The organism is Mesobacterium pallidum (assembly GCF_019966535.1).
Classification (GTDB): Bacteria; Pseudomonadota; Alphaproteobacteria; order Rhodobacterales; family Rhodobacteraceae; genus Mesobacterium; species Mesobacterium pallidum.
In genome coordinates this window covers 256859-282120 of sequence record NZ_JAIMID010000002.1, presented here as the reverse complement: position 1 = coordinate 282120, position 25262 = coordinate 256859, and the positions used below count along the sequence as shown (strand labels likewise).

Genomic DNA, 25262 nt, shown 5'->3' with positions numbered 1-25262 from the left:
CCGTCGCCATGGGCGACTCCCCCCGAGGTATTTTTGAAACAATGAAGCAGGGGGGCGGCGAACGCGGCATCCGGGCTGCGTAGCCGGGGGCTGTTGGCCCCGCTCAGCCGCGGGTGCCGACGACGCCGCGGGCGACGAGATCCGACAACTCGGCCTCGGAATAGCCGAGGCCGCGGGCCAGAACCTCGGCGCTGTCCTGGCCGAGCAGGCTGGGCGCCCGGGCCGGCGCGGGCCCCTGCCCGTCGAACCGGATCGGGCCGCGCACCATGCGCATGGCGCCCTCGGTCGGGTGCTCGGTGGTTTCCAGCAGGCCGCGCGCCGCGACATGGGGCTGTTCGAGCGCGTCGCCGATCGACAGGATCGGCGCGTTCGGCACGTCGAAGGCGGTCAGCCGGTCGAGCCAGTAGGCGGTGCTGTCGCGGGTCATCCGCGCCTCGATCAGCGCCTGCAGCGCCGCGCGATTGGCCAGCCGCTGGTCGTAGAGCGCGAAGCGCGGGTCCTCGATCAGCGCGTCATGGCCGAGGCAGCGCGCGAAATTCTGCCAGAACCGGTCGGTCAGGCAGGCGACGATCACGTGGCCGTCCGAGGTGGGAAAGGACCCATAGGGCACGATGCTGGGATGCTGTGTGCCGACCGGCTGCGGGCTTTGACCGGTGACGAAGTAGATCTGCGACAGGTAACCTTGCAGCGCGATCAGGCTGTCGAGCATCGCGACCTCGACGTGGCGGCCCCGGCCGGTGGCATTGCGTTCGTGCAACGCGGCCAGCAGGCCGAAGACGGAAAAGATGCTGCCCGCCATGTCGCCCAGCGGCACGCCCAGCTTGTTCGGCGCCTGGCCGGGTTCGCAGTTGACGCTCATGACGCCCGACAGGGCCTGCGCCACGATGTCGAAGGCCGGCTTGTCGCCCAGCGGGCTGTCCGCGCCGAAGCCGGTGATCGAGCAGTAGAGCAGCCGCGGGTTGTCCCCCGCCAGCGTCCCGTATCCGAGGCCGAGGCGGTCCATGACGCCGGGGCGGAAGTTCTCGAGCAGGATGTCGGATTGCGCGGCCAGGTCGCGGGCGATCTGCACGCCTTCGGGTGACTTGAGGTTCAGCGCCAGGCTTTGCTTGGAGCGGTTCAGCGCGATGTAGTAGTGGCTGAGCTGGCCTTGGAAGGGCGGGAAATTGCGCGTCTCGTCGCCCGTGTCCATCGGTTCGATCTTGATCACCTCGGCGCCGAGATCGGCCAGCACCATGCTGGCATAGGGCCCCGAAAGGATGCGCGAGAAGTCGAGCACCTTGATCCCGGCCAGCGGGCCGGTGCGATGCGTGTCGGTGTCGGTGTCGGTCATGCGGATGTTCCTGCCTGTCTCGAGATTTTCATGATCGCCGAGGCGCTGGCGATCGGCTGGTGCTTGCAGGTGATCTCCGCGTCGACAAAAATCAGCGACCGCGTGACATGGCGGATGCGCGCCTGCGCCGCCAGGAAATCGCCCGCCCGGGCAGCGCCCAGGAACCGCGTGTCCATCTGCACCGTCACGGTCGGCTGCCGGTCGGCCGCGTTCCAGGCCACAAGGGCCATCACCTGGTCGAGCAGGCTGGTCAGCACACCGCCATGCACGAGGCCGATATGGTTCTGGTGCATCTCGGTCGTCTGCAGCCCGTAGTGGCTGCTGTCCGTCACCGAGGCCAGGACCGGCCCGATCTGGTCCATGAACCCGGCCGTGCGCAGGGGCTTCCACCCCTCGGGCAGGCTGTCTGTCGCTGTCATTCCTCAACTCCCTGTTTCGATCTGCAGGTCCTGGATGTGGTCACGGACCTTCTGCATGGCGCTGGCAAGCCGCGGGACTTCCTTGTCCTTGAGCCGCTCCGAGATGCCTATGGCGACGATCGACCGGACCATGCGGCCGCTGCTGCCAAAGACCGGCACGGCCACGACCGTGACGCCCGAGATGTAGCTGCCCTGGTCGACCGAGTAGCCGCGCGTCCGCGCCTCGCGCACTTCCTCGAGCCAGGTATCGAAGGCCGGCGGGTGGTCCCAGACCAGCTTGTCGAACCCCGCCCGCAGCGCGGCTTCGTCGGTGACGTTGAAGGCCGCGAACAGCCGCCCGGTCGCGCTGATCAGCGCGGGAAAGCGGCTGCCAAGGTCGACCTGCAACCGGAAGGGCAGGGTCGATTGCGACAGGGCAACAACGATCATCTGGTTCGGCTCGGCCAGCTGCGTGGCGATGCTGGTGACGCCGAACCGGGTCGACAGGTCCGACAGCTGCGGCTGGATCAGGGTCGAGAACGAGTTGCGCTGAAGCGCGGCCCGGGCCAGCGGCAGGATGCCGATTCCGATCGTGTAGCGCTTGGTCTGCGAATCAAAATCCACCAGCCCCTCGTCCTGAAGGGTGCGCAGGATGTGCATGCAGGTGCTGGGCACCAGGTCCAGCTCGCGCGCCATCGGATTGACCCCGACCGGTTCGCTCGACCTGGCCAGAAACCGCAGTATTGCAAGGGCGCGGGCCACGGCGGGCACCTGTCGTTTCGCCGCGGATGATGTCTGTTCACTGTCCATTTCGGTCACCTGTTTGGCCTGATTTCATTGCATATATACAATGATATTGGCGTATTGACAATGATTGATCTCAATCTCTACCGTTGTCAACGAGACGGGTGACGCCCAAGCGGCGCCCCGAGACAAGGGAATGGGAGGCAGACGGAATGACCCGCTTGACGGAATTCACGTCCTACGCAGATGCGCAAAAGCACTACTCGAAAGAGGGTCTGTGGGCGCTGTTCGACGGCACCACCGAGCGGTTCAACATCGCCCACGAATGCATCGACCGGCACGCGGACGGCGATGCCGTCGCCCTGCGGATCGCCCATGCGGACGGGGCCGACGAAATCGTCACCTTCGAAGAGATCGCCCGCCGCTCATCGCAGATCGCGCATTTCCTGGTGGCGCGCGGCATCGCCAAGGGCGACCGCGTGGCGGTCATGATCGACCCGTCGCTTGCGTTCTACTGCGCGCTTTTCGGGGTCATCAAGGCGGGGGCGGTGGCGGTGCCGCTGTTCTCGCTGTTCGGGCCCGAGGGCATCCGGCTGCGGGTCGGCGATTGCCAGCCCAAGATCTTCTTTACCAATGCCGAGAAGGCCCCCGAGGCCGTGGAAGGCGGCGCCTCGGACGTGATCGTGGTGGACGCGGCGTTCCTGGGCAGCCTCGACGATCTGCCCGAGCGGTTCGACTGGGATACCACGGGGCGCGACCTGGCGGTTTTGCAATACACCTCGGGCACGACCCGGGCGCTGCCGGCGGCTGTGCAGCATTCGCACCAGTCCATCGTGACGCTGATGGTGGCCGCGCTTTACGCCACCGGCATCCGCCCTGGCGACCGGTTCTTCTGCCCGTCCTCGCCGGCCTGGGGGCATGGCCTCTGGCATGGCACGCTGGCGCCGCTGGCCATGGGCGTGTCGACCGGCACCTTCAGCGGCAAGTTCGACCCGGTGCGGCTGCTGCGCGCGCTGCAGGATTTCGGCATCACCAACCTGACCGCCGCCGCGACCCATTACCGGATGATGCGCAATTCCGGCGCGGCCGAGCAGTTCACCTACCGGTTCGACAAGCTGTCCTTTACCGGAGAGCCGATCGACAGCGAGACCGCGCAGTATGTGGAGCGGGTCTTTGGCACCAAGGTGCGGTCGATGTACGGCACGACCGAGATCGGTGTCATCATCTCGAACTACCCCGGGGCCGATGACCTCGAGGTGCGCGACGGCGCCATGGGCAAGGCCGTGCCGGGGGTCGAGGTGCAGGTCCAGCGGCCCGACGGCAGCCCCGCCGATCCCGGCGAAACGGGCGAGCTGATGGTGCGCAAGCGCGGCGCGTGGTTCCCGACCAAGGACCTCGGTCGGGTCGATGCGGATGGCTATTTCTACCACGGCGGCCGGGCGGACGACGTCATCATCTCGGCCGGCTGGACCATCGGCGCGGTCGAGGTCGAGGATGCGGTGCTCAGCCACCCGGCCGTCGCCGAATGCGGCGTGATCGGCGCGCCCGATGCGGTGCGCGGTCTGGTGGTCAAGGCCTTCATCATTCTCAAGACCGACGAGACCGAGGGCCTGGTGCAGGACATCCAGGACCATGTCCGCGCCCGCCTCGCCCGCCATGAATACCCGCGCCAGGTCGAGTTCGTGACCGAGCTGCCCAAGACCCCCGCCGGCAAGGTCAACCGCAAGATCCTGCGCGACCGCGAAGCCGCGAAATTCGAAGCCGCGGACTGATCCGCGCGCCCGTCACACCTTCTGAGGAGAGAAGACAGATGAACGACATGACCCACAAGAAATTCCCCAAGATCACGCAGGAGGGGCTGGACGATCTGCGCCAGCGCATCGGCGTGAAGGTCGAGAAGACGGTCGAGCCCTGGTGCTACGAGGCGACCCGCGACAACATTCGCCACTACGCCCATGGCATCGGCGACGACAACCCGCTGTGGTGCGACCCCGACTATGCCAAGGGCACCAAGTACGGCGACGTGATCGCGCTGCCGAGCTTCCTGTTCGCGACCAACCGCATCATCTCGGGCTATGTCGGCGGATTGCCGGGCGTCCATGCCATGTGGTCGGGCGCCAACTGGAACTGGCACAAGACCATCACCCGCAACATGGAATTCCGCACCGAGGCGGTGCTGAAGGACCTGATCGAGCACAACACCCGCTTTGCCGGCCGCGCCGTGCAGCAGATCTACCACGTGGATTTCTACGACGCCGCCACGGGCGAGCTGGTGGCCGATGCCGACAGCTGGTGTTTCCGCACCGACCGCGACCAGGCGCGCGAGAACGGCACCAAGTACACCGAGGCCAAGGCCAAGGGGCGCCGCGTCTGGACCGACGAAGAGCTGCAGGCCTACTACAAGTACTACGAGCAGGAAGAGATCCGCGGCGCCGAGACCCGCTACTGGGACGACGTGACCGAAGGTCAGGAGCTGCCGACCATGGTCAAGGGGCCGATGACGGCCACCGGCTTCATCGCCTATGCGCAGGGCTGGGGCGGGCTTTACATCCGCGCCAACAAGCTGGCCTGGCAGCTTCAGCAGAAACACCCCAGCGCCGGGCCCAAGAACCGCTACGGCATTCCCGACTGCCCCGAGCGGGTGCATTGGGAAGAGGAATTCGCGCTCGAGGTCGGTGCCCCCGGCGCCTATGACTACGGCCCCGAGCGGACGTCCTGGCTGACCCACCAGGTCACCAACTGGATGGGCGACGACGGCTTCCTGCGCCAGGCCAAGTGCCAGGTGCGCCGGCACAACCCCGAGGGCGACATCATCCTGATCCACGGCACCGTGGTGCGAAAGTTCGAAGAGGATGGCCGCTTCCTGGTCGAGATCCGGCAGCGCGCCGAGCAGCAGGACGGCGAGCAATCGGCCATGGGTTCGGCCATCGTCGAGCTGCCCAAGCGCTGACGCGACCGGCCCCGCAACGGCACGGAGGAGGCAAGGCCGATGCTTGAGAAGATCCTGAGCAAGATCGAGGACATCCTGCACCTTGCAGGCTGCCTCAGCCTTGTCGCCGTGGCGGCGCTGATCAACGCGGACATCCTGTTGCGATTGTTCGCCAACCGGCCGGTGCAGATCCAGTTCGAACTGACCGAGCTGTACCTGATGCCGGCCCTTGCAACCCTGTCGCTGTCGCGGGTCTTTCGCGACGGCGGCCACCTGGCGCTGGAATTCACGCCCGAACACATGCGCGGCGTCTTCGGCGCGCTGGTGTCCCGGCTGCGCCTGCTGTTGCCCGCGGCCTTCTTTGCCGCGGTCACTGTGAAATCGGGCATGTTCGCCTATCACGCCATCGCCCACGGGGACGTGGAATACGGGGTGATCGACTGGCCGCTCGGCTGGGCCTATGCCGCCATCCCGCTGGGATGCGGCGTGCTGGTCCTGCGGCTGCTGCACGACGCGCTGCAAAGGCGCGCGCCGGCAGCGACCTGAACCAACGATCTTAGGGAGGAGAAACCAATGAAAGTCATGACACGTTGTATCGGCACCCTGGCCGCCGCGCTGGCGCTGGCCGGTGTCGCCCAGGCCGAGACCCTGCGCCTGGGGGATTTCCAGTCGACCAGCCACATCGTCTCGGTCGAGGGGACGTCGAAATGGATGGCCGCCGTGCAGGAGGCCACGGGCGGAGAGATCACCTTTGAACACTTCCCGTCGCAGCAGGCCGCCAAGTCCAAGGCGCAGCTCGACGCGGTGAAAAGCGGCATCCTCGATGCGGCGCTGCTGGGCACGCCCTACCACGCCGACGTGCTGCCGCTGAACTCGGTTGTCGCGCTGCCGGGCTTTTACGGCTCGGCCGAGCAGGGGACCCGCGCGCTGCAGGCGATGATCAAGGACGGCCCGCTGCGCGACGAGATCCTGGCCACCGGGGTCACGCCGGTCTTCGGCTTCGTGCTGCCGCCCTACCAGGTGCTGGCCAGGACGCGGCTGGGCAAGCCGTCTGACTGGACCTCGCTTGACGTGCGCACCTCGGGGTCGACCCAGGCGATGACGGCGCGGGCGCTGGGCGGGGTCGGCATCTCGATCCCCGGGCCCGAGGTCTACACGGCCGTCGAACGCGGCCGACTGGACGCGGTACTGTTCCCGCTGGCCTCGGTGCCCGGCTACAAGCTGAACGAGGTGGTCAGCCACATTTCGACCAACGGCTCCTTTGGCGGCTACAGCTTTGTCATGGTGGTGCGCAGCGACCTGTTCGACGCCTTGCCGGCCGAAACGCAGGCCGAGATGATCCGCCTTGGCGACGAGACGGCGCTGCATGTTGCGCAGGCGCAGGACGCCTCGGTCTCGGAGCTGGTGGCGCAGTGGAAGGCCGAGGGCATCGACACCTACAGCTTTACCGACGAAGAGCTGGCCGAGGTCACGCATGAGCTCGAGTTGGTCAGCACCGATTGGCTGGAACGGCTGGGCAACGATAAGGCGCAGGCCGTGCTCGACAGTTACCGGGCTCTGACCAGCCAGTAAGGCCGCCAACCCACGCAAGGCGATGAAAGCCGCCCCTCGCGGCGGCTTTCCCACACTCAAATTTTTGGCGGGCCACTCATGCTGACCTTTCTTGCCATTGTCGTCGTCATGGCCGCGCTCATGGCCTTCCGCGTGCCCATCGCCTTTGCGATGGGGATCGCGGGGACCCTGGGGCTGGCCGCGCAGCTGGGCCCGCGCCCGGCGCTCGCGGTGCTCGAGCGGACCTTCTTCGACAGTTCGGCGTCCTTCATCCTTGTCGCCATCCCGCTGTTCATCCTGATGGCCGAGCTGCTGACGGCGGGCGACGTCACCCGGCGGGCGATCATCGCCTGCCAATCCTGGATCGGCCACGTCAAGGGCGGGCTGGCCATGGCCACTGTGGCCGCCTCGGTGCTGCTGGCGGCGCTGGTCGGCAGCTCGACCGCCTCGACGGCGGCGATGGCGGCCTCGGCCTATCCGCAGATGCGGGCGCACAACTATTCCGACCGGCTGGCGGCGGCCGTGGTCAGCGTCGGCGGCACGCTGGCGGTGGTGGTGCCGCCCTCGATCGTGCTGGTGGTCTACGGCGTGCTGACCGAGACCTCGATCGGCAAGCTGTTCATCGCCGGGATCATCCCCGGCCTGCTGACCGCGATCGGCCTCGCGGTGGTCATCAAGATCGTCGCCGAAACGACCGACCAGGCGCCCAAGGGCGACCCCTTCGTGCTGAAGACGGCGGTGCGCGAAAGCCGCCACGTGATCCCGATGGTTCTGCTGATGATCGCCGTGATCGGCGCGATCTACGGCGGCATCGCCTCGCCCTCCGAGGCGGCGGCGCTGGGGGTCATGGGCTCGCTGCTGATCGTGCTGGCGCAGCGCACGCTGAGCTTTGCGCAGTTCAACCGCTCGGTCAGCGGGGCAGTGCGGGCGACGGTGATGATCGTCGCCATCGTCGCCTGCTCGGCGATCTTTTCCAACTACCTGGCCTTTACGCGCATCACCCACGGGATGCTCGAATGGGTCGCGGTGACCGAGCTGCCGCGCGCGGTGATCATGGGGCTGATCATCCTGCTGCTGCTCATCATGGGTATGTTCATGGACCAGCTCGCGATCCTGTCGCTGGCCATGCCGCTGGCCTTTCCCACCGCGATGGCGCTGGATTATGACCCGGTCTGGTTCGGCATCGTCGTCACCAAGACGGTCGAGATCGGCCTTCTGACCCCGCCGCTTGGCCTCAACGCCTATGTCGCGGCGGCGCAGACCCGAGTGCCGCTGGGCACCATCTTTCGCGGCATCCTGCCCTTCCTGGGGATGGAGATCGTGGTGCTGATCCTGCTGCTCAGCATCCCCGAGATCACCCTGTTCCTGCCCGACCTCATGTCCCGCTGACACCGCGCCCAACCCGCAGCCGTCCAGCGCCCCCGCCGCCGCGGGCCGGGAGAGCTGCGCCCAAGACCGAACGGAGACCGAACCAGATGAGCATCCTGACCAGCAGCCTGGGCCCGACTGCCCCCGGCTTTGCCGAGAACGCCGCCGCGATGCAGGCGCACTGCGCCGAGATCGAAGAGACCGCGGCGCGGATCATGCAGGGCGGGTCCGACAGCGCGCGCCAGCGGCACGAGGCGCGGGGCAAGCTGCTGCCGCGCGACCGGATCGCCGGGCTGCTCGACCCCGGCTCGCCCTTCCTCGAGGTCGGCCTTTTCGCCGCGACGGGCATGTACGGGGACGAAGTGCCCTCGGCCGGGGCCATCGCCGGGATCGGCCGGGTCGAGGGGCGCGACTGCATGATCCTGTGCAACGATGCCACGGTGAAGGGCGGCACCTACTTTCCGATGACGGTCAAGAAACACCTGCGCGCGCAGGAGATCGCCGAGGAAAACCATCTGCCTTGCATCTACCTGGTCGACAGCGGCGGCGCCAACCTCAACAACCAGGACGAGGTCTTTCCCGACCGCGATCACTTCGGCCGCATCTTCTTTAACCAGGCGCGGATGTCGGCCATGGGCATCGCCCAGATCGCGGTGGTCATGGGGTCGTGCACGGCGGGCGGCGCCTACGTGCCGGCGATGAGCGACCAGACCATCATCGTGCGCGAACAGGGGACGATCTTCCTGGCCGGGCCGCCGCTGGTCAAGGTCGCTACGGGCGAGATCGTCGATGCCGAAACGCTGGGCGGCGGCGACACCCATACGCGGCTGTCGGGCGTGGCCGATTACCTGGCCGATGACGATGGCCACGCGCTGGCCCTGGCGCGCGAGATCGTCAGCCACCTCGGCCCCGCGCCGCGCCCGGACGTGGATTTTCGCGCCCCGCGTGCGCCGCTGTACGATCCGGACGAGGTCATGGGCATCGTGCCGGCCAGTGAAAAGACGCCCTATGACGCGCGCGAGCTGATCGCGCGGCTGGTGGACGGGTCGGACTTTGCCGAGTTCAAGCCGCGCTACGGCACCACGCTGGTCACCGGATTTGCGCATGTCGACGGCGTGCCGGTCGGGATCATCGCCAACAACGGGGTGCTCTTCTCCGAAAGCTCGACCAAGGGCGCGCATTTCATCGAGCTGTGCTGCCAGCGCAAGATCCCGCTGCTGTTCCTGCAGAACATCACCGGCTTCATGGTCGGCTCGAAATACGAGGCCGGCGGGATCGCCAAGGACGGCGCCAAGCTGGTCACCGCCGTCTCGACCGCCTCGGTGCCCAAGGTGACGGTGATCGTCGGCGGATCCTACGGGGCGGGGAACTACGGCATGTGCGGGCGCGCCTTCGGGCCACGCTTTGTCTGGATGTGGCCCAATGCGCGGATCGCGGTGATGGGCGGGGCGCAGGCCTCGGGCGTGCTGGCCGACGTGCGCCGCGCCGCGATCGAGGCAAAGGGCGGCAGCTGGTCCGAAAGCGAGGAGGCCGCCTTCAAGCAGCCCACGCTCGACATGTTCGAGCGGCAGTCGAAACCGCTCTACGGCTCGGCCCGGCTTTGGGACGACGGGATCATCGACCCGCGCAAGACCCGCGACGTGGTCGCCCTGTCGCTGCGCGCGGCGCTGAACGCGCCGATCGCGGATACGAAATTCGGCCTGTTCAGGATGTGATGATGACCCCGACTTTCTCCAAGATACTGATCGCGAACCGGGGCGAAATCGCCTGCCGGATCATCCGCACCGCCCGCGCCATGGGGATCGCCACCGTCGCGGTGCATTCCGACGCCGATGCCGGGGCGCTGCACGTGGCGCTGGCCGACGAGGCGGTGCCTATCGGTCCCTCGCCGGCCTCCGAAAGCTACCTGGTGGCCGAGCGCATCATCGCCGCCGCCCGTGCCACCGGCGCGCAGGCGGTCCATCCCGGCTACGGGTTCCTGTCCGAGAACCCCGCCTTCGTCGAGGCGGTCGAGGCGGCGGGGCTGACCTTCATCGGCCCCTCGGCGCAGGCGATCCGCGCCATGGGCCTCAAGGACGCGGCCAAGGCGCTGATGGAGCAGGCCGGCGTGCCGGTGGTGCCGGGCTATCACGGAGAGGGCCAGGACCCGGACCTGCTGGCCGCCGAGGCCGCGCGCATCGGCTACCCGGTGCTGATCAAGGCCCGCGCCGGGGGCGGCGGCAAGGGGATGCGCAAGGTCGACCGGCCCGCCGAGTTCGCCGAGGCGCTCGCCTCGGCCCGGCGCGAGGGGCAGGCGTCGTTCGGCGATCCGCACGTGCTGATCGAGAAATACATCACCGCCCCGCGCCACATCGAGGTGCAGGTCTTTGGCGACAGCCACGGCACGGTGGTTCATCTTTTCGAGCGGGACTGTTCGCTGCAACGCCGCCACCAGAAGGTGATCGAGGAAGCGCCGGCGCCCGGCATGACCGAAGACGTCCGCCGCGCCATGACCGAGGCGGCGGTCCGGGCCGCCGAGGCCATCGACTACACCGGCGCGGGCACGATCGAGTTCATCGCCGACGGCTCGGGCCCGCTGCGCGCCGACGGCTTCTGGTTCATGGAGATGAACACCCGCCTGCAGGTCGAGCACCCGGTGACCGAGGCGATCACCGGTGTCGATCTGGTCGAATGGCAGATCCGCGTCGCGGCCGGTGAGCCTTTGCCCCTGCGGCAGGCGGACATCTCGATCACCGGCCATGCGATCGAGGCGCGGCTGTACGCCGAGGACCCGGCCCGCGGATTCCTGCCCGCGACCGGCCGGATCGCGCAGCTTGGCTTCGGCACCGGGGCGCGCATCGACACCGGCGTGCGCAGCGGCGATGCGATCAGCCCGTTCTACGACCCGATGATTGCCAAGATCATCACCCACGGGCCCGATCGCGACACCGCCCGGCTGGCGCTGCTCGGGGCGCTGCGCGGCACCCAGGTGGTGGGCACCGCCACCAATGTCGAGTTCCTGGCGGCGTTGGCGGGCCATGCGGGCTTTGCCGCCGGGCAGTTCGACACCGGCCTCATCGCGCGCGACCTCGCGGCGCTGACGGCAGAGGACCCGCCCGGCGACCTGCACCTGGCCTTTGCCGCCATCGCGGCGCTGGGCATCGACCCGGCGGCGCCGCATCTTGGCTGGCGCAGCTGGGGCCGGGCCAGCCATGCGCTGACTTTCCTGTGGCAGGGCACGCCGCTGGCCTGCCGGCTGACGCTCGAACCCGGCGGCAGGATCGGCTTTCAGCTGGGCGGCGGCGCGCCGCTCGAGCTGGCCGGGCTGACCCGCGACGGCGCCCGGATCGCGCTGCGCGCCGGCCCGACGCGGGCGCGGGCCGAGGCCACGGTGCACGTGGCGCCGCGCGACGGCGGCCGCCTTCTGTCGGTCCTGGCGGGGGGTGTGACGCGCGAGCTGCTGCTGCCCGACGCCCGTGCGGGCAGCGCGGCGCTGGTCGATACCAGCGACAGCGTGCTGGCGCCGATGACCGGCGTGATCGTCACGCTGGACGTGGCCGTGGGCGACGCGGTGACCGGGGGCGCGCGCCTTGGCGTCATGGAGGCGATGAAGATGGAGACCGCGCTGCTGGCCCCGCGCGACGGGACGGTGGCCGAGGTGCGCTGCACCCGCGGCGAGGCGGTCGAGGGCGGCAGCGTGCTGGTCACGCTCGCGGCGGTGCCGGCATGACCCGCGCCGTCCGCATCTTCGAGGTCGGCCCGCGGGACGGCTTGCAGAACGAGTCCACCCCGATCCCCACGGCCGACAAGATTGCGCTGGTCGACCTGCTGTCCGCCGCCAAGATCGAAAGGATCGAGGCGACCAGTTTCGTGTCGCCGAAATGGGTGCCGCAACTGGCCGACGCAGCCGAGGTGATGGCCGGCATCGCCCGCGCCCCCGGCACCCGCTACGCGGTGCTGACGCCGAACCTCAGGGGGGTCGAGGCGGCGATGGCAGCGGGCGCGGACGAGGTGGCGGTCTTTGCCTCCGCCTCCGAGGCGTTCAGCGCCCGGAATATCAACTGCAGCATAGACGAGAGCCTCGCGCGCTTTGCCCCGCTGATGGCGGCCGCCCGCGCCGCGGGACTGCCGGTGCGGGGCTATGTCTCCTGCGCGGTCGACTGCCCCTACACGGGGCCGGTGGACCCGGGCGCGGTGCGCGGCGTGGCCAGCGCATTGGACCGGATGGGCTGCTACGAGATCTCGCTGGCCGACACGATCGGCCGCGCCACGCCCGAAGCGACCCGGGCCATGATCGAGGCGGTGCTGGACCTTGTCCCGGCCGCGCGGCTGGCGGGGCATTTCCACGACACCGGCGGCCGGGCGCTGGCAAACGTGGCCGTGGCGCTGGACCTTGGCCTGCGCGTCTTCGACAGCGCGGTCGGCGGCCTTGGCGGCTGCCCCTACGCGCCGGGCGCCCCGGGCAACCTGTCCACCACCGCGCTGGTCGAGATGCTCGAGGGGCAGGGCCTTGCCACCGGCATCGACCGCGCCGCCCTTGCCGCGGCCGAACGGTTCGTCGCCGGGCTCTCGCGGCGCTCGACCCCCCGCACGACGGAGACATCCGCATGACCGACCAGACCATTCGCATGGAGCGTGACGCGCGCGGCGTCGTCACGGTCACCCTGTCGCGGCCCGAAAAGCACAACGCCATGAACGCGGCCATGATCGCCGAGATGACCGCGGCGGCCGAGGCGCTGGCCGCGGACGACACCCTGCGCGCCGTGGTGCTGGCCGGCGCCGGGCCCAGCTTTTGCGCTGGCGGGGACCTTGGCTGGATGCGCGCCCAGGCCGATGCCGACCGGGCCGGCAAGATGCGCGAGGCGATGACGCTGGCGCGGATGCTGGGCCTGTGGAACGCGCTGCCGCACCCGGTCATCGGGCGGGTGCACGGGGCGGCCTATGGCGGCGGCATCGGCCTGGTCGCGGTCTGCGACATCGTCATCGCCGAAGAGTCCACGCGCTTTGCCCTGACCGAGACGCGGCTGGGCCTGATCCCGGCCACCATCGGCCCTTTCGTGGTCGCCCGCCTGGGCGAAGCCTTTGCGCGGCAGGTCTTCTTCACCGCGCGGCCCTTCGACACCGCCTTCCTGCAGCGCGCGGGGCTGGTGGCGCGGATCTGCCCGGCCGAGGGGCTGGACGCCGCCATCGAAGAAGAGATCGCCGCCGTGCTGGACTGCGCGCCGGGGGCGGTCTCGGCGGCCAAGGCGCTCTGCCGGACGCTGGCCGGGACAGACCCCGTCGCCGCAGCCGGGCTCACGGCGGCGGCCCTCGCGGACCGCTGGGAAACCCGCGAGGCGCAGGAGGGCATCGCCGCCTTCTTTGCCCGCGAAACCCCGGCCTGGCGCCGGCGCGCATGACCGCATCGGGCCGCGCGGAAGGGTGAGGGGGGCGGGATGACCGTGGTAGGCCCGGCAGGACTTGAACCCGCAACCAAGGCGTTATGAGCGCCCTGCTCTAACCAATTGAGCTACAGGCCCGCCGACCGTTTCACTACCAGACGGGCCGGGGCCGTCAAGGCAGAAGGGCGAGCGCGCCGCGCAGCAAGGCATAGGCGAGCGGGGCGCCGAGGATGAGCACGACGAGGCTGGCACGGATGCGCGCGCGGACGAGGCCGCCGCGGATGGCGCGGACCTGCGCGTTGGCCTTGGCGGTGGAAGGGCCGCCTCTTGGGCCTGGGTCCGGCGCTGGAGGTCTTGCCTCAGCCTGCGATGAGGAGGGGCAGGGAGGCGCGTTTCTTCACTTTGGCGCACAACGGCAAGATGCCATGTCAGGGGATGAGCACGGTCACGCCAATCAGCAAGATCGACGCGACGATCCCAACCAGGCCCATCAAGGCTCGGGTCTCCTGCGACCAGGGAAAATAGCGCCCGCGACGTCCTGGCCGCTGCGGCCAATGTCTCTGTGTCCACGCCGGCGCCAATCCCCTGTCATCCCGCCGGCCAGACTGGCAGCGGGGCCCGGCGGCGCAACTGGCCGATGCGCCGCGCCCGCGCGCCCGCCAATTCCGCCCGGCGCGCACATTTGCCCGCGCGCGCCCTCTGGTCATGCGGCCCGCCTTGCGCTAAGCGGGGCGCGATTTCAGCGGCGAGGATCGGCGGATGAGCGACGGCAAGAAAGGCATCACCTACGCGGATGCGGGTGTGGATATCGACGCGGGCAATGCGCTGGTCGACCGGATCAAGCCCGCCGCCAAGCGGACGACCCGTCCCGGCGTCATGTCCGGGCTCGGCGGTTTCGGCGCGCTTTTCGATCTGAAGGACGCAGGCTACCTCGACCCGGTGCTGGTCGCGGCGACCGACGGGGTGGGCACCAAGCTGCGCATCGCCATCGACACCGGCAATGTCGCCACCATCGGCATCGACCTTGTCGCCATGTGCGTCAACGACCTGGTCTGCCAGGGGGCGGAGCCGCTGTTTTTTCTCGATTACTTCGCCACCGGCAAGCTCGCGACCGAGCAAGCGGCCACGATCATCGAGGGCATCGCCGAGGGTTGCGTGCAGTCCGGCTGCGCGCTGATCGGCGGTGAGACGGCCGAGATGCCGGGCATGTACCACGCGGGCGATTTCGACCTTGCGGGCTTTGCCGTCGGCGCGATGGAACGGGGCGAGGACCTGCCCAAGGGCGTGAGCGAGGGCGACGTGCTGCTGGGCCTCGGGTCCAACGGCGTGCATTCCAACGGCTATTCCCTCGTGCGCAAGCTGGTCGAGATCTCGGGCCTTGGCTGGGACGCCGATTGCCCCTGGGGCGAGGGCACGCTGGGCGCGGCCCTGCTGGCGCCCACGCGGCTGTATGTCCGACAGGCGCTGGACGCGGTCCGCGCGGGCGGCGTGCACGCGCTGGCCCATATCACCGGCGGCGGGTTGACCGAGAACCTGCCGCGTGTCCTGCCCGAAGGCATGGGCGCGACCATCGACCTGGGCGCGTGGCAGCTGCCGGGCGTCTTCGGCTGGCTGCAACAGGTCGGCGGGATCGCCGAGGGCGAGATGCTCAAGACCTTCAACTGCGGCATCGGCATGATCCTCGTGGTCGAGCCTGCCCGCGCCGAGGCGCTGGCCGCGCTGCTGCGGGAGGCGGGCGAAGAGGTCTGCACCCTCGGCACCGTCACGGGCGGTGAAGGCGTCAGCTACACGGGCGCGCTCAAGTGACGATCCGCGTCGCGATCCTGGTCTCGGGCGGGGGGTCCAACATGGTCTCGCTGGCCGAGAGCATGGTGGGCGACCACCCCGGCCGGCCCTGCCTCGTGCTGTCGAACAACGCGGATGCCGGCGGGCTCGCCCGTGCCGCCGCCATGGGCATCCCGACGGCAGTGGTGGATCACCGGCCCTACAAGGGCGACCGACCGGCATTCGAGGCGGCGCTGCAGGACGAGATCCTCAAGCATTCCCCCGATGTCATCTGCCTGGCCGGGTTCATGCGCGTCCTGACCGAAGGGTTTACCAGCCAATGGGACGGGCGGATGCTGAACATCCACCCCTCTCTGCTGCCCAAGTACCGCGGGCTGCACACCCATGCCCGCGCCATAGAGGCCGGCGAGACCGAGGCGGGCTGCACCGTCCACCTCGTGACGCCCAGGCTTGACGACGGCCCGATCCTGGGTCAGCGCCGCGTTCCCATCCTGCCCAGCGACACGCCCGAGACCCTCGCGGCCCGTGTGTTGACCGAGGAACATATCCTCTACCCGGAATGCCTGCGTGCCTTCTGCGGCTCTGTACAACCCCGGCTCTAGGCAATATTACGATCCCGTGACGGCCAAGGCCGTCCCGGCAAAGGGGAGTGCCGGACCACTCACAGATGCCCGAGGCCAGTTTGAAGATCATCACCACGACCGAAGAATTCGCCGCCTTCTGCCAGAAGGCGCATGATGCTGAATACGTGACGATCGACACGGAATTCCTGCGCGAACGCACCTATTATTCCAAGCTTTGCCTGATCCAGATGGCCCTGCCGGGCGATGACGGAGAGGCCGTGCTGATCGACCCGATCGAGGGCGACGTGTCGATGGAGCCGCTTTACGCGCTCTTCCGCGATACCTCGGTGGTCAAGGTCTTCCACGCCGCGCGGCAGGATCTCGAGATCTTCTACGTCGATGCCGCGGTTTTCCCTGATCCGCTGTTCGACACCCAGGTGGCGGCGATGGTCTGCGGCTTTGGCGAACAGGTCGGCTACGAGACGCTGGTGCGCAAGATCGCCAAGCAATCGCTCGACAAATCCTCGCGGTTTACCGACTGGTCGCGGCGCCCGCTGACCGAGGCCCAGCAGAAATACGCGCTGGCCGACGTGACGCATCTGCGCGACATCTACGAATTCCTGTCGCAGGCGCTGGCCGACAATGGCCGCGCCCGTTGGGTGCAGGAGGAACTGGGGATCCTGACCGACCCCGAGACCTATGCCACCCGCCCTGAGGAGGCCTGGAAGCGGGTCAAGACCCGCACCAATTCGCCCCGGTTCCTGGCCATCGTGCGCGAACTCGCGGCCTTCCGCGAGCGCTACGCGCAATCGCGCGACGTGCCGCGCAACCGGGTGTTCAAGGACGACGCACTGGTCGAGCTGGCCTCGACCAAGCCGATGAACCTGAACGATCTGGGCCGTTCGCGGCTGCTCTTGCGCGAGGCGCGCAAGGGCGACATCGCCGAGGGGATCATGGAGGCGGTGAAGGTCGGGGTGAACTGCCCCAAGTCCGAGCTGCCCGAGATCGATCGCCGGCAGGAAAAGCTGCAGGTAAACCCGGCACTGGCGGACCTGCTGCGCGTGCTGCTGAAGGCCAAGACCGAGGACGCGGGCGTCGCGCCGCGGCTGGTCGCCTCGGCCGCCGATCTCGATGCCATCGCGGGCGGAGAGCGTGACGCGCCCGCGCTGACCGGCTGGCGCCGCGAGCTTTTCGGCAACGACGCGCTGCGGCTGTGCGAGGGCAAGATCGCGCTCTCGGCCAAGGGCAGCTCGGTCACGGTGATCGAGGTCTGAGCGGACCCGACGCGCGATCCCGCGCGCCGGGTGTTGCAAATCGCCGGGCCGCTTCGGGGTAATTTGCGCGACACGTCCGACTGTCCGCCGCAGCACTGTCCGCATCAACACTGTCCGACCAGGCGCGGACCTGTTCCGGTGGTGGGGGCCGCTTGTGCCCTCTGGCAAACCCCGCTCCAAGCGCCTACCTTCCCCCCATGACCCTGCATCTCCCCTTCGACAATTCCTATGCCCGCCTGCCGGGCGTTTTCTACGCGCGGCTCGACCCGACCCCGGTCAAGGCGCCGGGGCTGCTGGCCTTCAACACCGCGCTGGCGGCCGAACTGGGCGTGTCCCCCGGCGAGGCGCTCGAGCAGGCGCAGGTCTTTTCCGGCAATGCCGTGCCCGAGGGGGCCGAGCCGCTGGCGCAGCTTTATGCCGGGCACCAGTTCGGCAACTGGAACCCGCAGTTGGGCGACGGCCGCGCGATCCTGCTGGGAGAGGTCGTGGACGGGCAGGGGCGTCGCCGCGACGTCCAGCTCAAGGGCTCGGGCCCCACGCCGTTCTCGCGCAATGGCGACGGTCGGGCCTGGCTAGGCCCGGTGCTGCGCGAATACGTGGTGAGCGAGGCGATGCATGCGCTCGGCATCCCCACGACCCGGGCGCTCGCGGCCGTGGCGACGGGCGAAGAGATCCGCCGCGAGACCTGGCTGCCCGGCGCCGTGCTGACCCGCGTCGCCGCCAGCCATATCCGCGTCGGCACCTTCCAGGTCTTTGCCGCACGCGGCCAGAAGGACGCTGTCCAGCGGCTCACCCATTACACCATCGACCGGCATTACCCCGAGGCCGACGGCCCGCGCGGGCTGCTTGTCGCGGTGGCCCGCGCGCAGGCGGAACTGGTCGCGGCCTGGATGTCGGTCGGCTTTATCCACGGGGTCATGAACACCGACAATTGCGCGCTCTCGGGCGAGACGATCGACTATGGCCCCTGTGCCTTTCTGGACCGGTTTCACCCGATGCGGGTCTATTCCTCGATCGACCGGATGGGGCGCTATGCCTATGGAAACCAACCCAATATCGCGGTCTGGAACGTGGCGCAGCTGGCCACCGCGCTGATCACCCTGGCCGATGACCAGGACGCGGCGGTGGAGGAGTATACCCAGATCGTGCAGGGCATGGGCGAGACGCTGCGCGCGGCCTGGCTGCGGCGGTTCCGGGCCAAGCTGGGGCTGAGCCGTGAAGAGCCCGGCGATGCCGCGCTGATCGGCGATCTGATGGACCGCATGGCCGAGAACCAAGCCGATTTCACCAACACCTTCCGGGCCTTGGCCACGGGCGCGGCGCGGGACCAGTTCCTCGATCCCGCGGCTTTCGATGAGTGGGAGGCCGGTTGGCGGCGCCGGCTCGAGGGGGAGCCCGACCCCGAGGTGGTGATGCGGGCGGCCAACCCCGCCTTCATCCCCCGCAACCACCGGATGGAAGAGATGATCGCCGCCGCCGTCGCCGGCGACATGGCTCCGTTCGAACGGCTGATGTCGGTGCTCGCGCGGCCCTACGAGGACCAGTCCGAGGCCGCCGACCTGATGCGCCCGCCGACCGAGGACGAAGAGGTCCCGGCCACGTTCTGCGGGACGTGAGGGCGGCGGTGCCGAGGCAGGTCAGTTCCTGAAGATCGTCCCGAGCATCTCAGAACAAACCGCCATCGCCATTTTGGACCCAGCGCGGAATCAAGGCCGCAAGGCCGCCGCGCATTGCCGGGCCGCACCCACGGCGCGGCGATTTGATGGGGTTGGGCGCTCCGCTCACGTGTCTTTCGGACGTGGCTGGGATAAAGTGCCCAATACAACCGTTGGATCGCCGCACCGCGGCCCGACGATGCGCGTCTCCGTGCCTGGCGCCTGTGGTGATCCCGAGCGTGTGTTGCTGAGCGCGTTCCACGACCGTGAATAATGAAATGGAGCGGGGTTTGTGGGGACCGGACATCCACCCACGCGGGTCATGTCGCCCTCCCGGCCCCCTACCGCCGCCGCAACTCGGCTGCCGCCGCATCGTCCAGCGCCCAGGCCTGCAACCCCGCGACGACCCCGGCGGTGAACTTCGCCCGCCAGTCCGGGTCGGTCAGCCGCTTGCGGTCGGCCTCGGTCGACAGGAACCCCGCCTCGACCAGCACCGAGGGGATATCGGCCGCCTTCAGCACCGAGAACCCGGCGCTGCGCAGCGCACGGCGGTTCACGTGGCCGGTCGAGGCCTCGATGCTGGTCAGCAAGGCTTTTGCCAGCGCCAGCGAGCGCGGGCTGGTGTCCTGTCGCGCGAGGTCCATCAGGATGCCGGCCACCACGTCATCCGCCCCCGACAGGTCCAGCCCGGCGAGGATGTCGTCGCGGTCATGCCGCTCGGCCAGCGCGGCCGAGGCCTTGTCGGAGGCGCCTTGCGACAGCGTATAGACGGTGGTGCCCCGCGCCACCCCCTGGTCGACGATATCGGCATGGAGCGACACGAAGATGTCGGCCCGCGCCTCGTGCCCGATGGCCACGCGCCGCTCGAGCGAGACAAAGCTGTCGTCGTCGCGGGTCAGAACGACTTCGAAGCCGCCGGCGCGGCGCAGGGCCTCGCGCAGCTCGCGCGCCAGCTGCAGCATCAACTCGGCTTCGACCACGCCGCCGGCCTCGGCGCCCGGGTCGATGCCACCATGGCCGGGGTCGAGCACGACGACCAGCGGCCGCCCGTCGGCGGGCCGGGCGCGGGGGCTGCTGGTCTGCAGGGCAGGCGGCAGGTCCCAGCGCGGATCATGCGGCGCGCCGGCGGCGGCGTCGAAGCCCGCGCGGTCGGTAGGGGCCAGCACCACGGTGAGCCGCGCGCCTGAGCCGTCGGCTGCCACCTGCATCCCGGCCTCGGCCACCACCATGGGCTGGGCCAGGTCGGCCACCATCCGCGACCAGCCCGGGCGGAAGGCCCCGGTGCGCAGGGTCGCGATGCGGGCGCTTCGGTCAAGGCCCTGGGGCGTGGTGCCTGACCAGTCGACCTCGCGGAAATCGACCACCAGGCGATCCGGCTCCGACAGGGTGAAGAGCCGCCAGGGCACGCCCTGGCTCAGCCCCAGCTCGATCCGCAGGCCATCGCCGTCGTCGGTGACGCCGCTGGTCGCGGGATCGACCCGGGCGAGCCCGCTGAAATCCTGCTGCTGCGCCGCAAGGGGCGCGGACAGCAGGACTGCCGTGAGAAAAATCAGGACCGCTCGCATCGGGGTCATCCCCTGTTGTTTGGCGGCAGGGTAAAGCGCAAACGGAAAAGTGGGAACCGGTTTTCCGATCACTTTGCGCGGCAACGACGCTTGGCGATCCGCGCCCGGAGAAACCGGTTCCGCGGGCACGATGCCGGGCGGCGCCTCAGGCCGCCGTGGCGGCGGTTTCGCGAATGCGTTCGATCATCGCGCGTAGCCCGTTGGACCGCTGCGCCGAGAGGTGATCGTTGAGACCCAGCCGCGCCATCTCGGCCCGGGCGTCGACCTCGAGCACCTCGGAAAGCGACAGCCCGTTGTACAGGTGGCGCAGCAGGGCGATCAGCCCGTTCACGATCATCGCGTCGCTTTCGCCGTCGAACCGGAAGGTCGCGCCCTCGATCACCGGGTGCAGCCAGACCTGGCTGGCGCAACCGTTCACCTTGGTCGCCGGGACCTTCAACGCATCGGGCAGGGGCTCCATCTTCTTCCCCTCCTCGATGACATAGCGGTAGCGGTCCTCCCAATCCTCGAGGAACTCGAAATCTTCCACGATGGTTTCAAAGGTCTCGCTGGCCATGGGCGGTGTCTCCTGCGGTTTCCCTGCACCTAAGGCCCGCCGCGTCCAAGGTCCAGAGGGCCGCCGGTGCTTTTCAAAGTCCGCGTGGTGCGTTATCCCGGTCGCACGAGCAGCAAGAGGGCAGAGCATGCGCATATCCGTCATCCGGCGACCCGCGATCGGGGCCCTCGTGCTGGCGCTTGGCCTCTCGGGCTGCGGCTACATCCGCGACAGCGCGATCAATCCGGCGAACTGGTTCGGCCGTGGCCAGGTGACCGAGGTCGACGGCGAGGCGCGCAACCCGCTGCTGCCGCGGCTGGGTGCCTTTTCGCGCCGGGATGAGGTCTATCCCGGCAATGCCATCGCCCAGATCACCGACATGGGGATCGACCGGCTGCCCGGCGGCGCCGTGGTGCGGGTGACGGGCGTGTCGGACCGGCAGGGGCCCTATGATGCGCGGATCGTGCAGGACGAAGAGGCGTCAAGCGCCGATACGCTGGTCTACACCTTCGAGGTGGTGACGCCCCGGCGCGCGCCGGCCACGGGCTCGGTCGCCTCGCGCACCGTGACAGCGGCGCTGTATCTCGACCTCGAGGCGCTGGAGGGCGTGCGCCGGGTCACCGTGCGGGGCCGGGGCAACGAGGCCAGCGCCCGCCGCTGAACGCTCAGAGCTTGCGCGTCATCAGGCAATAGCCGTCGCGCAGCCGGAAATGGTTGCGCGTATAGAGCTTTTGCGCCGCCGCATCCTCGCGTTTGACCTCGAGATGCAGCGCCTTGACGCCATGCTGCCCCAGCGCGGGCCCGAGGTCGGCCAGCACCTCCGACCCCATGCCCCGGCCGCGCACGGCGGGGCGGATCCAGAACTCGTCGATGAAGGCCTCGATCCCACCCAGTTCGATCGCGTAGCCGAAGGTGATGACGATATAGCCGACCGGGCTGCGGCGCGGGCCGATCAGGTAGGCGACGCCGTGGGGGATGCCGTCGAGCAGGGGGCCCAGCACCTCGGCGCGTTGGGCGTCGCTGCGCTCGATCCCCATCTCGACGTGAAAGGCCGCGATCATCGGCAGCAGCCGGTCCACATCCTCGGGCGTGGCGATGTGGAGCGCGGTCACAGCCGGCCCAGCCTTTCGGTCAGCAGGGCAAAGAACCCGTCCGCGTCGAGATCGCCGATGAAGGTCGCGTTCTTGGCCCGGTCGGTGATGCCCCACCAATCGGCAACGGTCATGCCCAGGGTCAGTTCGGAGACCGTCTCGATCTCGACGTTGATGTGGCGACCGGAGAAGAGCTCGGGCTTGAGCAGATAGGCGGTGACGCAGGGGTCGTGCAGCGGGGCGCCGTCGCTGCCGTATTTCTCCTTGTCGAAACGTTCGAAGAAATCCGTCATGGCGGCGACGGCCTCGCCCGCCGGGGTGCCAAGCGCGCGGAACGCGATGTTGCGCGGCCCCGTCACCAGCGCCTTGTGCGTCACGTCGAGCGGCAGGACGACGATGTCGATGCCGGATTCAAAGACGATGGCCGCGGCCTCGGGGTCGACGTAGATGTTGAACTCGGCCGCCGGCGTGATGTTGCCGACCTCGAAATAAGCGCCGCCCATCAGCACGATCTGCTGCACCCGGTCGACGATGTCCGGCGCGGTGGCAAAGGCCGTCGCGATGTTCGTCAGCGGTCCGAGCGGACAAAGCGTCACGGTTCCCGGCGGTTCGCTGCGCAGCGTTTCGATGATGAAATCGACGCCGTGCTTGTCCTGCAGCGGCATGGTCGGGTCGGGCAGGCTGGGGCCGTCGAGGCCGGTCTTGCCATGCACATGCTCGGCCGTGACCAGCGGGCGCTTCATCGGCGCGTCGCATCCGGCGAACACGGGAATATCGGTGCGCCCGGCCAGTTCCAGCACGATGCGGGCGTTCTTCTGGGTCAGCGGCAGCGGCACGTTGCCCGCCACGGCCGTGATGCCGAGCACCTCGAGCTCGTCCGGGCTGGCCAGCGCCATCAGGATGGCGACGGCGTCGTCCTGCCCCGGATCGGTGTCGATGATGATCTTGCGCGGAGCCATGTCGTGCCCTTCCCATGTTCTGCCAGTGTCCGGATGTCCCAGGTCCGCCCGGGCAAACAGGCCCGGGTTCCACGGTCCTGACATTTTGGTCCATGGCGATCAAGGAGAATGCACGTAACGGGTTACGCGACCCTGCGTTGCAATTCCGGTATGGCGGAAAAAGACGCGGGCCGCGCCCGTCAAGGCACGGCCCGCATAATCGGCGAGCGGGATGCGTGGAGCCCGCCGAATTCAGGTCAGTTGTCGAAGTCGATCTCTTCGGTGATGCGCAGCGCGTCGGGGCGGTGCCCGGCGAGCGTCATCAGGTTGGTCGGATCGGCGGTGAACTCCCCCCAGCCTTCGACCAGCGGATCGGCCGGCGTGCCGGGCGCGATCGGGTATTCGTAGTTCGCCTTGGCATAGATCTGCTGCGCCGTGGGCGAGGTCAGGAATTCCATGAACTTCAGCGCGTTCTCGGGATGCGGCGCCGATTTCACCATGGCCACGCCCGAGATGTTCACATGGGTGCCGCCGGCCTCGAATTCCGGGAACAGCACGTTGACCGAGTTGGCCCATTCCTGCTCTTCGGTATCCTCGAGCATCTTGCCCATGTAATAGGTGTTGCCGATGGCGATGTCGCATTCGCCCGACCAGATCGCCTTGACCTGGGCGCGGTCGTTGCCCTGCGGCTTGCGGGCCAGGTTGTCCTTGATGCCCTGCAGCCAGGTCTTCGCGCCTTCCTCGCCCAGGTGCTCGATCACGGCCGAGGTCAGGGCGACGTTGTAGGCATGGGTCCCCGACCGGGTGCAGATGCGGCCCTTCCACTTCTCGGATGCGAGATCCTCGTAGGTGGTGATCTCGGACGGGTCCACGCGGTCTTTCGAGGCATAGACGATCCGGGCGCGGGTCGTCAGGCCCCACCAGTGGCCCTCGGGATCGCGGTACTGCTCGGGCACGTTGGCGGCCATGACCTCGCTGGTGACCGGCTGGGTCACGCCTGCGTTCACCACGGCGGCCAGGCGCGAGATGTCGACGGTCAGCACCACGTCGGCGGGCGAGCGGTCGCCCTCGGCGGTCAGGCGCTCGACCATGCCCTTGTCCAGGTAAGCGACGTTCACCGTGATGCCGGTCTCGGCGGTGAACTCATCGGTCAGCGGCTTGATCAGCTCGGGCTGGCGATAGGAATAGACGTTGACCTCTTCGGCAACGGCGGTGGTGGCCAACAGCGCGGCAAGGCCGGCCAGGGCGAAACGTTGAGACATGGTGTCCTCCTTCGAATTTGAGGGAGGTATCCCTGAGTCTTTTGGTCAGGTCAATACCTGAATAATTTACTCGGACTTCTCGGCGTCCGCCTTGTCCCGCGCCCGGACCTCGTTCCAAAGCGCGTCCATCTCGGCCAGGTCCGACTGGGCCGGCGTCTTGCCGCGCGCGGCAAGTTCGGCCTCTATGTGGCTGAAACGGCGGGTGAACTTGGCATTGGCGGCGCGCAGGGCGGCCTCGGGTTCGACCCCCAGATGGCGCGACAGGTTGGCCATCACGAACAGCAGGTCGCCCATTTCCTCGGCCACCTGGGCCTCGGTCAAATTTTCGCGGGCCTCGACCAGCTCGCCCGCTTCCTCGGCGATCTTGTCCAGCACCTGGGTCACCTCGGGCCAGTCAAAGCCCACCCGCGCAGCCCGCTTTTGCAGCTTGTAGGCGCGCAGAAGCGCCGGCAGGCCCACCGCGACACCGTCCAGCACGCCGGTCTGGGCCTTGGCGGCCCGTTCCGCGGCCTTGACCTTTTCCCAGTCGACGGTCTGCTGCTCGGCCGACTTGTCGCGGCTTTCCTCGCCGAAGACATGCGGGTGGCGGCTGACCATCTTGTCGCTGATGTCGCGCACCACGTCCTCGAAATCGAAAAGGCCGGCGTCCTCGGCCATCTGGGCGTGGAACACGGACTGGAACAGCAGGTCGCCCAGCTCTCCGCGCAGCTCGTCCCAGGCCTTGCGCTCGATCGCGTCGGCGACCTCGTAGGCTTCCTCGATCGTGTAGGGGGCGATGGTGGCGAAATCCTGTTCGATATCCCAGGGGCAGCCGGTCTCGGGGTCGCGCAGCCGGCGCATGATCTCGCGCAGCCGCTCCATGCCGCCGCTCGAATCGTGGATCAGCTCGTCTCGCATTGCATCTTGCCTCGTCT

At 68.6% G+C, this 25262-nt stretch carries 23 protein-coding genes and 1 tRNA gene; 14 read left to right on the top strand and 10 right to left on the bottom strand.

The genetic code is table 11. The annotated features are described in order from the left end of the window. Positions 1–103: 103 nt before the first annotated feature. The 3 genes from MF270_RS04050 to MF270_RS04040 are packed head-to-tail and all read right to left on the bottom strand — an operon-like array spanning position 104 to position 2538. A complete protein-coding gene (locus MF270_RS04050; protein WP_238364570.1) occupies positions 104–1330 on the bottom strand; it encodes a CaiB/BaiF CoA transferase family protein in 1227 nt (408 codons plus the stop codon). After that, on the bottom strand, positions 1327–1749 hold the full coding sequence (locus MF270_RS04045) for a PaaI family thioesterase (RefSeq protein ID WP_238364569.1): 423 nt from the start codon (positions 1747–1749) through the stop codon (positions 1327–1329). The genes MF270_RS04050 and MF270_RS04045 overlap by 4 nt, the downstream gene beginning before the upstream one ends. A 3-nt stretch (positions 1750–1752) precedes the next feature. Continuing rightward, positions 1753–2538 carry an IclR family transcriptional regulator gene (locus tag MF270_RS04040; protein WP_238364568.1) on the bottom strand — a complete coding sequence of 262 codons (786 nt, stop codon included), beginning with the start codon at positions 2536–2538 and terminating at the stop codon, positions 1753–1755. Positions 2539–2684: 146 nt separating this feature from the next. Between MF270_RS04040 and MF270_RS04035 the strand changes: the two genes are divergently transcribed. The 9 genes from MF270_RS04035 to MF270_RS03995 all read left to right on the top strand — a co-directional run bounded on the left by MF270_RS04035 (position 2685) and on the right by MF270_RS03995 (position 13698). Then, on the top strand, positions 2685–4244 hold the full coding sequence (locus MF270_RS04035; protein WP_238364567.1) for an acyl-CoA synthetase: 1560 nt from the start codon (positions 2685–2687) through the stop codon (positions 4242–4244). Between the two features lie 38 nt (positions 4245–4282). Then, positions 4283–5422, top strand: a complete 1140-nt coding sequence (locus MF270_RS04030) for an FAS1-like dehydratase domain-containing protein (RefSeq protein ID WP_238364566.1) — start codon at positions 4283–4285, stop codon at positions 5420–5422. A gap of 39 nt (positions 5423–5461) precedes the next feature. Continuing rightward, positions 5462–5947 (top strand): TRAP transporter small permease, encoded by a 486-nt coding sequence (locus MF270_RS04025; RefSeq protein WP_238364565.1) that lies wholly within the window; start codon positions 5462–5464, stop codon positions 5945–5947. A gap of 36 nt (positions 5948–5983) precedes the next feature. Continuing rightward, a complete protein-coding gene (locus MF270_RS04020) occupies positions 5984–6973 on the top strand; it encodes a TRAP transporter substrate-binding protein (protein WP_238364564.1) in 990 nt (329 codons plus the stop codon). A gap of 78 nt (positions 6974–7051) precedes the next feature. Further along, entirely contained in the window at positions 7052–8341 is a 1290-nt protein-coding gene (locus MF270_RS04015) for a TRAP transporter large permease (RefSeq protein WP_238364563.1), read from the top strand. Between the two features lie 86 nt (positions 8342–8427). Beyond that, positions 8428–10035, top strand: coding sequence for a carboxyl transferase domain-containing protein (locus MF270_RS04010; RefSeq protein ID WP_238364562.1), 1608 nt, complete (start codon positions 8428–8430; stop codon positions 10033–10035). Positions 10036–10037: 2 nt separating this feature from the next. Continuing rightward, positions 10038–12029 (top strand): acetyl/propionyl/methylcrotonyl-CoA carboxylase subunit alpha, encoded by a 1992-nt coding sequence (locus tag MF270_RS04005; protein WP_238364561.1) that lies wholly within the window; start codon positions 10038–10040, stop codon positions 12027–12029. Beyond that, on the top strand, positions 12026–12910 hold the full coding sequence (locus MF270_RS04000) for a hydroxymethylglutaryl-CoA lyase (protein WP_238364560.1): 885 nt from the start codon (positions 12026–12028) through the stop codon (positions 12908–12910). Before MF270_RS04005 ends, MF270_RS04000 begins: the two co-directional genes overlap by 4 nt. After that, positions 12907–13698, top strand: coding sequence for a crotonase/enoyl-CoA hydratase family protein (locus MF270_RS03995; protein WP_238364559.1), 792 nt, complete (start codon positions 12907–12909; stop codon positions 13696–13698). Before MF270_RS04000 ends, MF270_RS03995 begins: the two co-directional genes overlap by 4 nt. 43 nt (positions 13699–13741) lie before the next feature. Here the strand turns inward: MF270_RS03995 and MF270_RS03990 are convergent. After that, a tRNA-Ile gene (locus MF270_RS03990) sits at positions 13742–13818 on the bottom strand. A 621-nt stretch (positions 13819–14439) separates the two neighbouring features. Here MF270_RS03990 and purM point away from each other — a divergent pair. From purM to MF270_RS03970, 4 genes are all read left to right on the top strand, one after another. Further along, positions 14440–15486 carry a phosphoribosylformylglycinamidine cyclo-ligase gene (purM, locus tag MF270_RS03985; RefSeq protein WP_238364558.1) on the top strand — a complete coding sequence of 349 codons (1047 nt, stop codon included), beginning with the start codon at positions 14440–14442 and terminating at the stop codon, positions 15484–15486. Next, positions 15483–16067, top strand: a complete 585-nt coding sequence (gene purN, locus MF270_RS03980; RefSeq protein WP_336245988.1) for a phosphoribosylglycinamide formyltransferase — start codon at positions 15483–15485, stop codon at positions 16065–16067. The genes purM and purN overlap by 4 nt, the downstream gene beginning before the upstream one ends. An 80-nt stretch (positions 16068–16147) precedes the next feature. Next, the gene (gene rnd, locus MF270_RS03975) at positions 16148–17302 is read left to right on the top strand and encodes a ribonuclease D (RefSeq protein WP_238364827.1); all 1155 of its coding nucleotides are present in this window, start codon (positions 16148–16150) and stop codon (positions 17300–17302) included. 197 nt (positions 17303–17499) lie between these two features. Next, positions 17500–18918 (top strand): protein adenylyltransferase SelO, encoded by a 1419-nt coding sequence (locus MF270_RS03970; protein ID WP_238364557.1) that lies wholly within the window; start codon positions 17500–17502, stop codon positions 18916–18918. 380 nt (positions 18919–19298) lie between these two features. On the opposite strand, the gene MF270_RS03965 is transcribed toward MF270_RS03970, so the two are convergent. Both MF270_RS03965 and MF270_RS03960 read right to left on the bottom strand, forming a co-directional pair. Further along, positions 19299–20522: an N-acetylmuramoyl-L-alanine amidase gene (locus tag MF270_RS03965; protein WP_238364556.1), complete on the bottom strand. Its 1224-nt coding sequence runs from the start codon at positions 20520–20522 to the stop codon at positions 19299–19301. A gap of 145 nt (positions 20523–20667) precedes the next feature. Continuing rightward, entirely contained in the window at positions 20668–21078 is a 411-nt protein-coding gene (locus MF270_RS03960; protein WP_238364555.1) for a SufE family protein, read from the bottom strand. 127 nt (positions 21079–21205) lie between these two features. Here MF270_RS03960 and MF270_RS03955 point away from each other — a divergent pair, with 127 nt between their 5' ends. After that, a complete protein-coding gene (locus MF270_RS03955; protein ID WP_238364554.1) occupies positions 21206–21718 on the top strand; it encodes a hypothetical protein in 513 nt (170 codons plus the stop codon). A 4-nt stretch (positions 21719–21722) separates the two neighbouring features. Here the strand turns inward: MF270_RS03955 and MF270_RS03950 are convergent, their stop codons facing one another. The 4 genes from MF270_RS03950 to mazG all read right to left on the bottom strand — a co-directional run bounded on the left by MF270_RS03950 (position 21723) and on the right by mazG (position 25245). Continuing rightward, positions 21723–22169, bottom strand: a complete 447-nt coding sequence (locus tag MF270_RS03950) for a GNAT family N-acetyltransferase (protein WP_238364553.1) — start codon at positions 22167–22169, stop codon at positions 21723–21725. Beyond that, positions 22166–23107 (bottom strand): nucleoside hydrolase, encoded by a 942-nt coding sequence (locus MF270_RS03945; RefSeq protein WP_238364552.1) that lies wholly within the window; start codon positions 23105–23107, stop codon positions 22166–22168. Before MF270_RS03945 ends, MF270_RS03950 begins: the two co-directional genes overlap by 4 nt. 236 nt (positions 23108–23343) lie before the next feature. Next, positions 23344–24348: a Fe(3+) ABC transporter substrate-binding protein gene (locus MF270_RS03940; protein WP_238364551.1), complete on the bottom strand. Its 1005-nt coding sequence runs from the start codon at positions 24346–24348 to the stop codon at positions 23344–23346. Between the two features lie 66 nt (positions 24349–24414). Continuing rightward, complete coding sequence (gene mazG, locus MF270_RS03935) at positions 24415–25245, bottom strand: nucleoside triphosphate pyrophosphohydrolase (RefSeq protein ID WP_238364550.1); 831 nt, start codon at positions 25243–25245, stop codon at positions 24415–24417. Positions 25246–25262: the final 17 nt, after the last annotated feature.

Bases quoted from the DNA above. Each gene is read 5' to 3' on its own strand.
- mazG (WP_238364550.1), bottom strand. From the start codon at position 25,245: ATGCGAGACGAGCTGATCCACGATTCGAGCGGCGGCATGGAGCGGCTG.
- MF270_RS03965 (WP_238364556.1), bottom strand. From the start codon at position 20,522: ATGCGAGCGGTCCTGATTTTTCTCACGGCAGTCCTGCTGTCCGCGCCC.
- MF270_RS03955 (WP_238364554.1), top strand. From the start codon at position 21,206: ATGCGCATATCCGTCATCCGGCGACCCGCGATCGGGGCCCTCGTGCTG.
- purM (WP_238364558.1), top strand. From the start codon at position 14,440: ATGAGCGACGGCAAGAAAGGCATCACCTACGCGGATGCGGGTGTGGAT.
- MF270_RS04005 (WP_238364561.1), top strand. From the start codon at position 10,038: ATGACCCCGACTTTCTCCAAGATACTGATCGCGAACCGGGGCGAAATC.
- MF270_RS03995 (WP_238364559.1), top strand. From the start codon at position 12,907: ATGACCGACCAGACCATTCGCATGGAGCGTGACGCGCGCGGCGTCGTC.
- MF270_RS03940 (WP_238364551.1), bottom strand. From the start codon at position 24,348: ATGTCTCAACGTTTCGCCCTGGCCGGCCTTGCCGCGCTGTTGGCCACC.
- MF270_RS03960 (WP_238364555.1), bottom strand. From the start codon at position 21,078: ATGGCCAGCGAGACCTTTGAAACCATCGTGGAAGATTTCGAGTTCCTC.
- MF270_RS04020 (WP_238364564.1), top strand. From the start codon at position 5,984: ATGACACGTTGTATCGGCACCCTGGCCGCCGCGCTGGCGCTGGCCGGT.
- MF270_RS04035 (WP_238364567.1), top strand. From the start codon at position 2,685: ATGACCCGCTTGACGGAATTCACGTCCTACGCAGATGCGCAAAAGCAC.
- MF270_RS03945 (WP_238364552.1), bottom strand. From the start codon at position 23,107: ATGGCTCCGCGCAAGATCATCATCGACACCGATCCGGGGCAGGACGAC.
- MF270_RS04015 (WP_238364563.1), top strand. From the start codon at position 7,052: ATGCTGACCTTTCTTGCCATTGTCGTCGTCATGGCCGCGCTCATGGCC.
- MF270_RS04050 (WP_238364570.1), bottom strand. From the start codon at position 1,330: ATGACCGACACCGACACCGACACGCATCGCACCGGCCCGCTGGCCGGG.
- MF270_RS04045 (WP_238364569.1), bottom strand. From the start codon at position 1,749: ATGACAGCGACAGACAGCCTGCCCGAGGGGTGGAAGCCCCTGCGCACG.
- MF270_RS04030 (WP_238364566.1), top strand. From the start codon at position 4,283: ATGAACGACATGACCCACAAGAAATTCCCCAAGATCACGCAGGAGGGG.
- MF270_RS04000 (WP_238364560.1), top strand. From the start codon at position 12,026: ATGACCCGCGCCGTCCGCATCTTCGAGGTCGGCCCGCGGGACGGCTTG.
- MF270_RS03970 (WP_238364557.1), top strand. From the start codon at position 17,500: ATGACCCTGCATCTCCCCTTCGACAATTCCTATGCCCGCCTGCCGGGC.
- MF270_RS04010 (WP_238364562.1), top strand. From the start codon at position 8,428: ATGAGCATCCTGACCAGCAGCCTGGGCCCGACTGCCCCCGGCTTTGCC.
- MF270_RS04040 (WP_238364568.1), bottom strand. From the start codon at position 2,538: ATGGACAGTGAACAGACATCATCCGCGGCGAAACGACAGGTGCCCGCC.
- MF270_RS04025 (WP_238364565.1), top strand. From the start codon at position 5,462: ATGCTTGAGAAGATCCTGAGCAAGATCGAGGACATCCTGCACCTTGCA.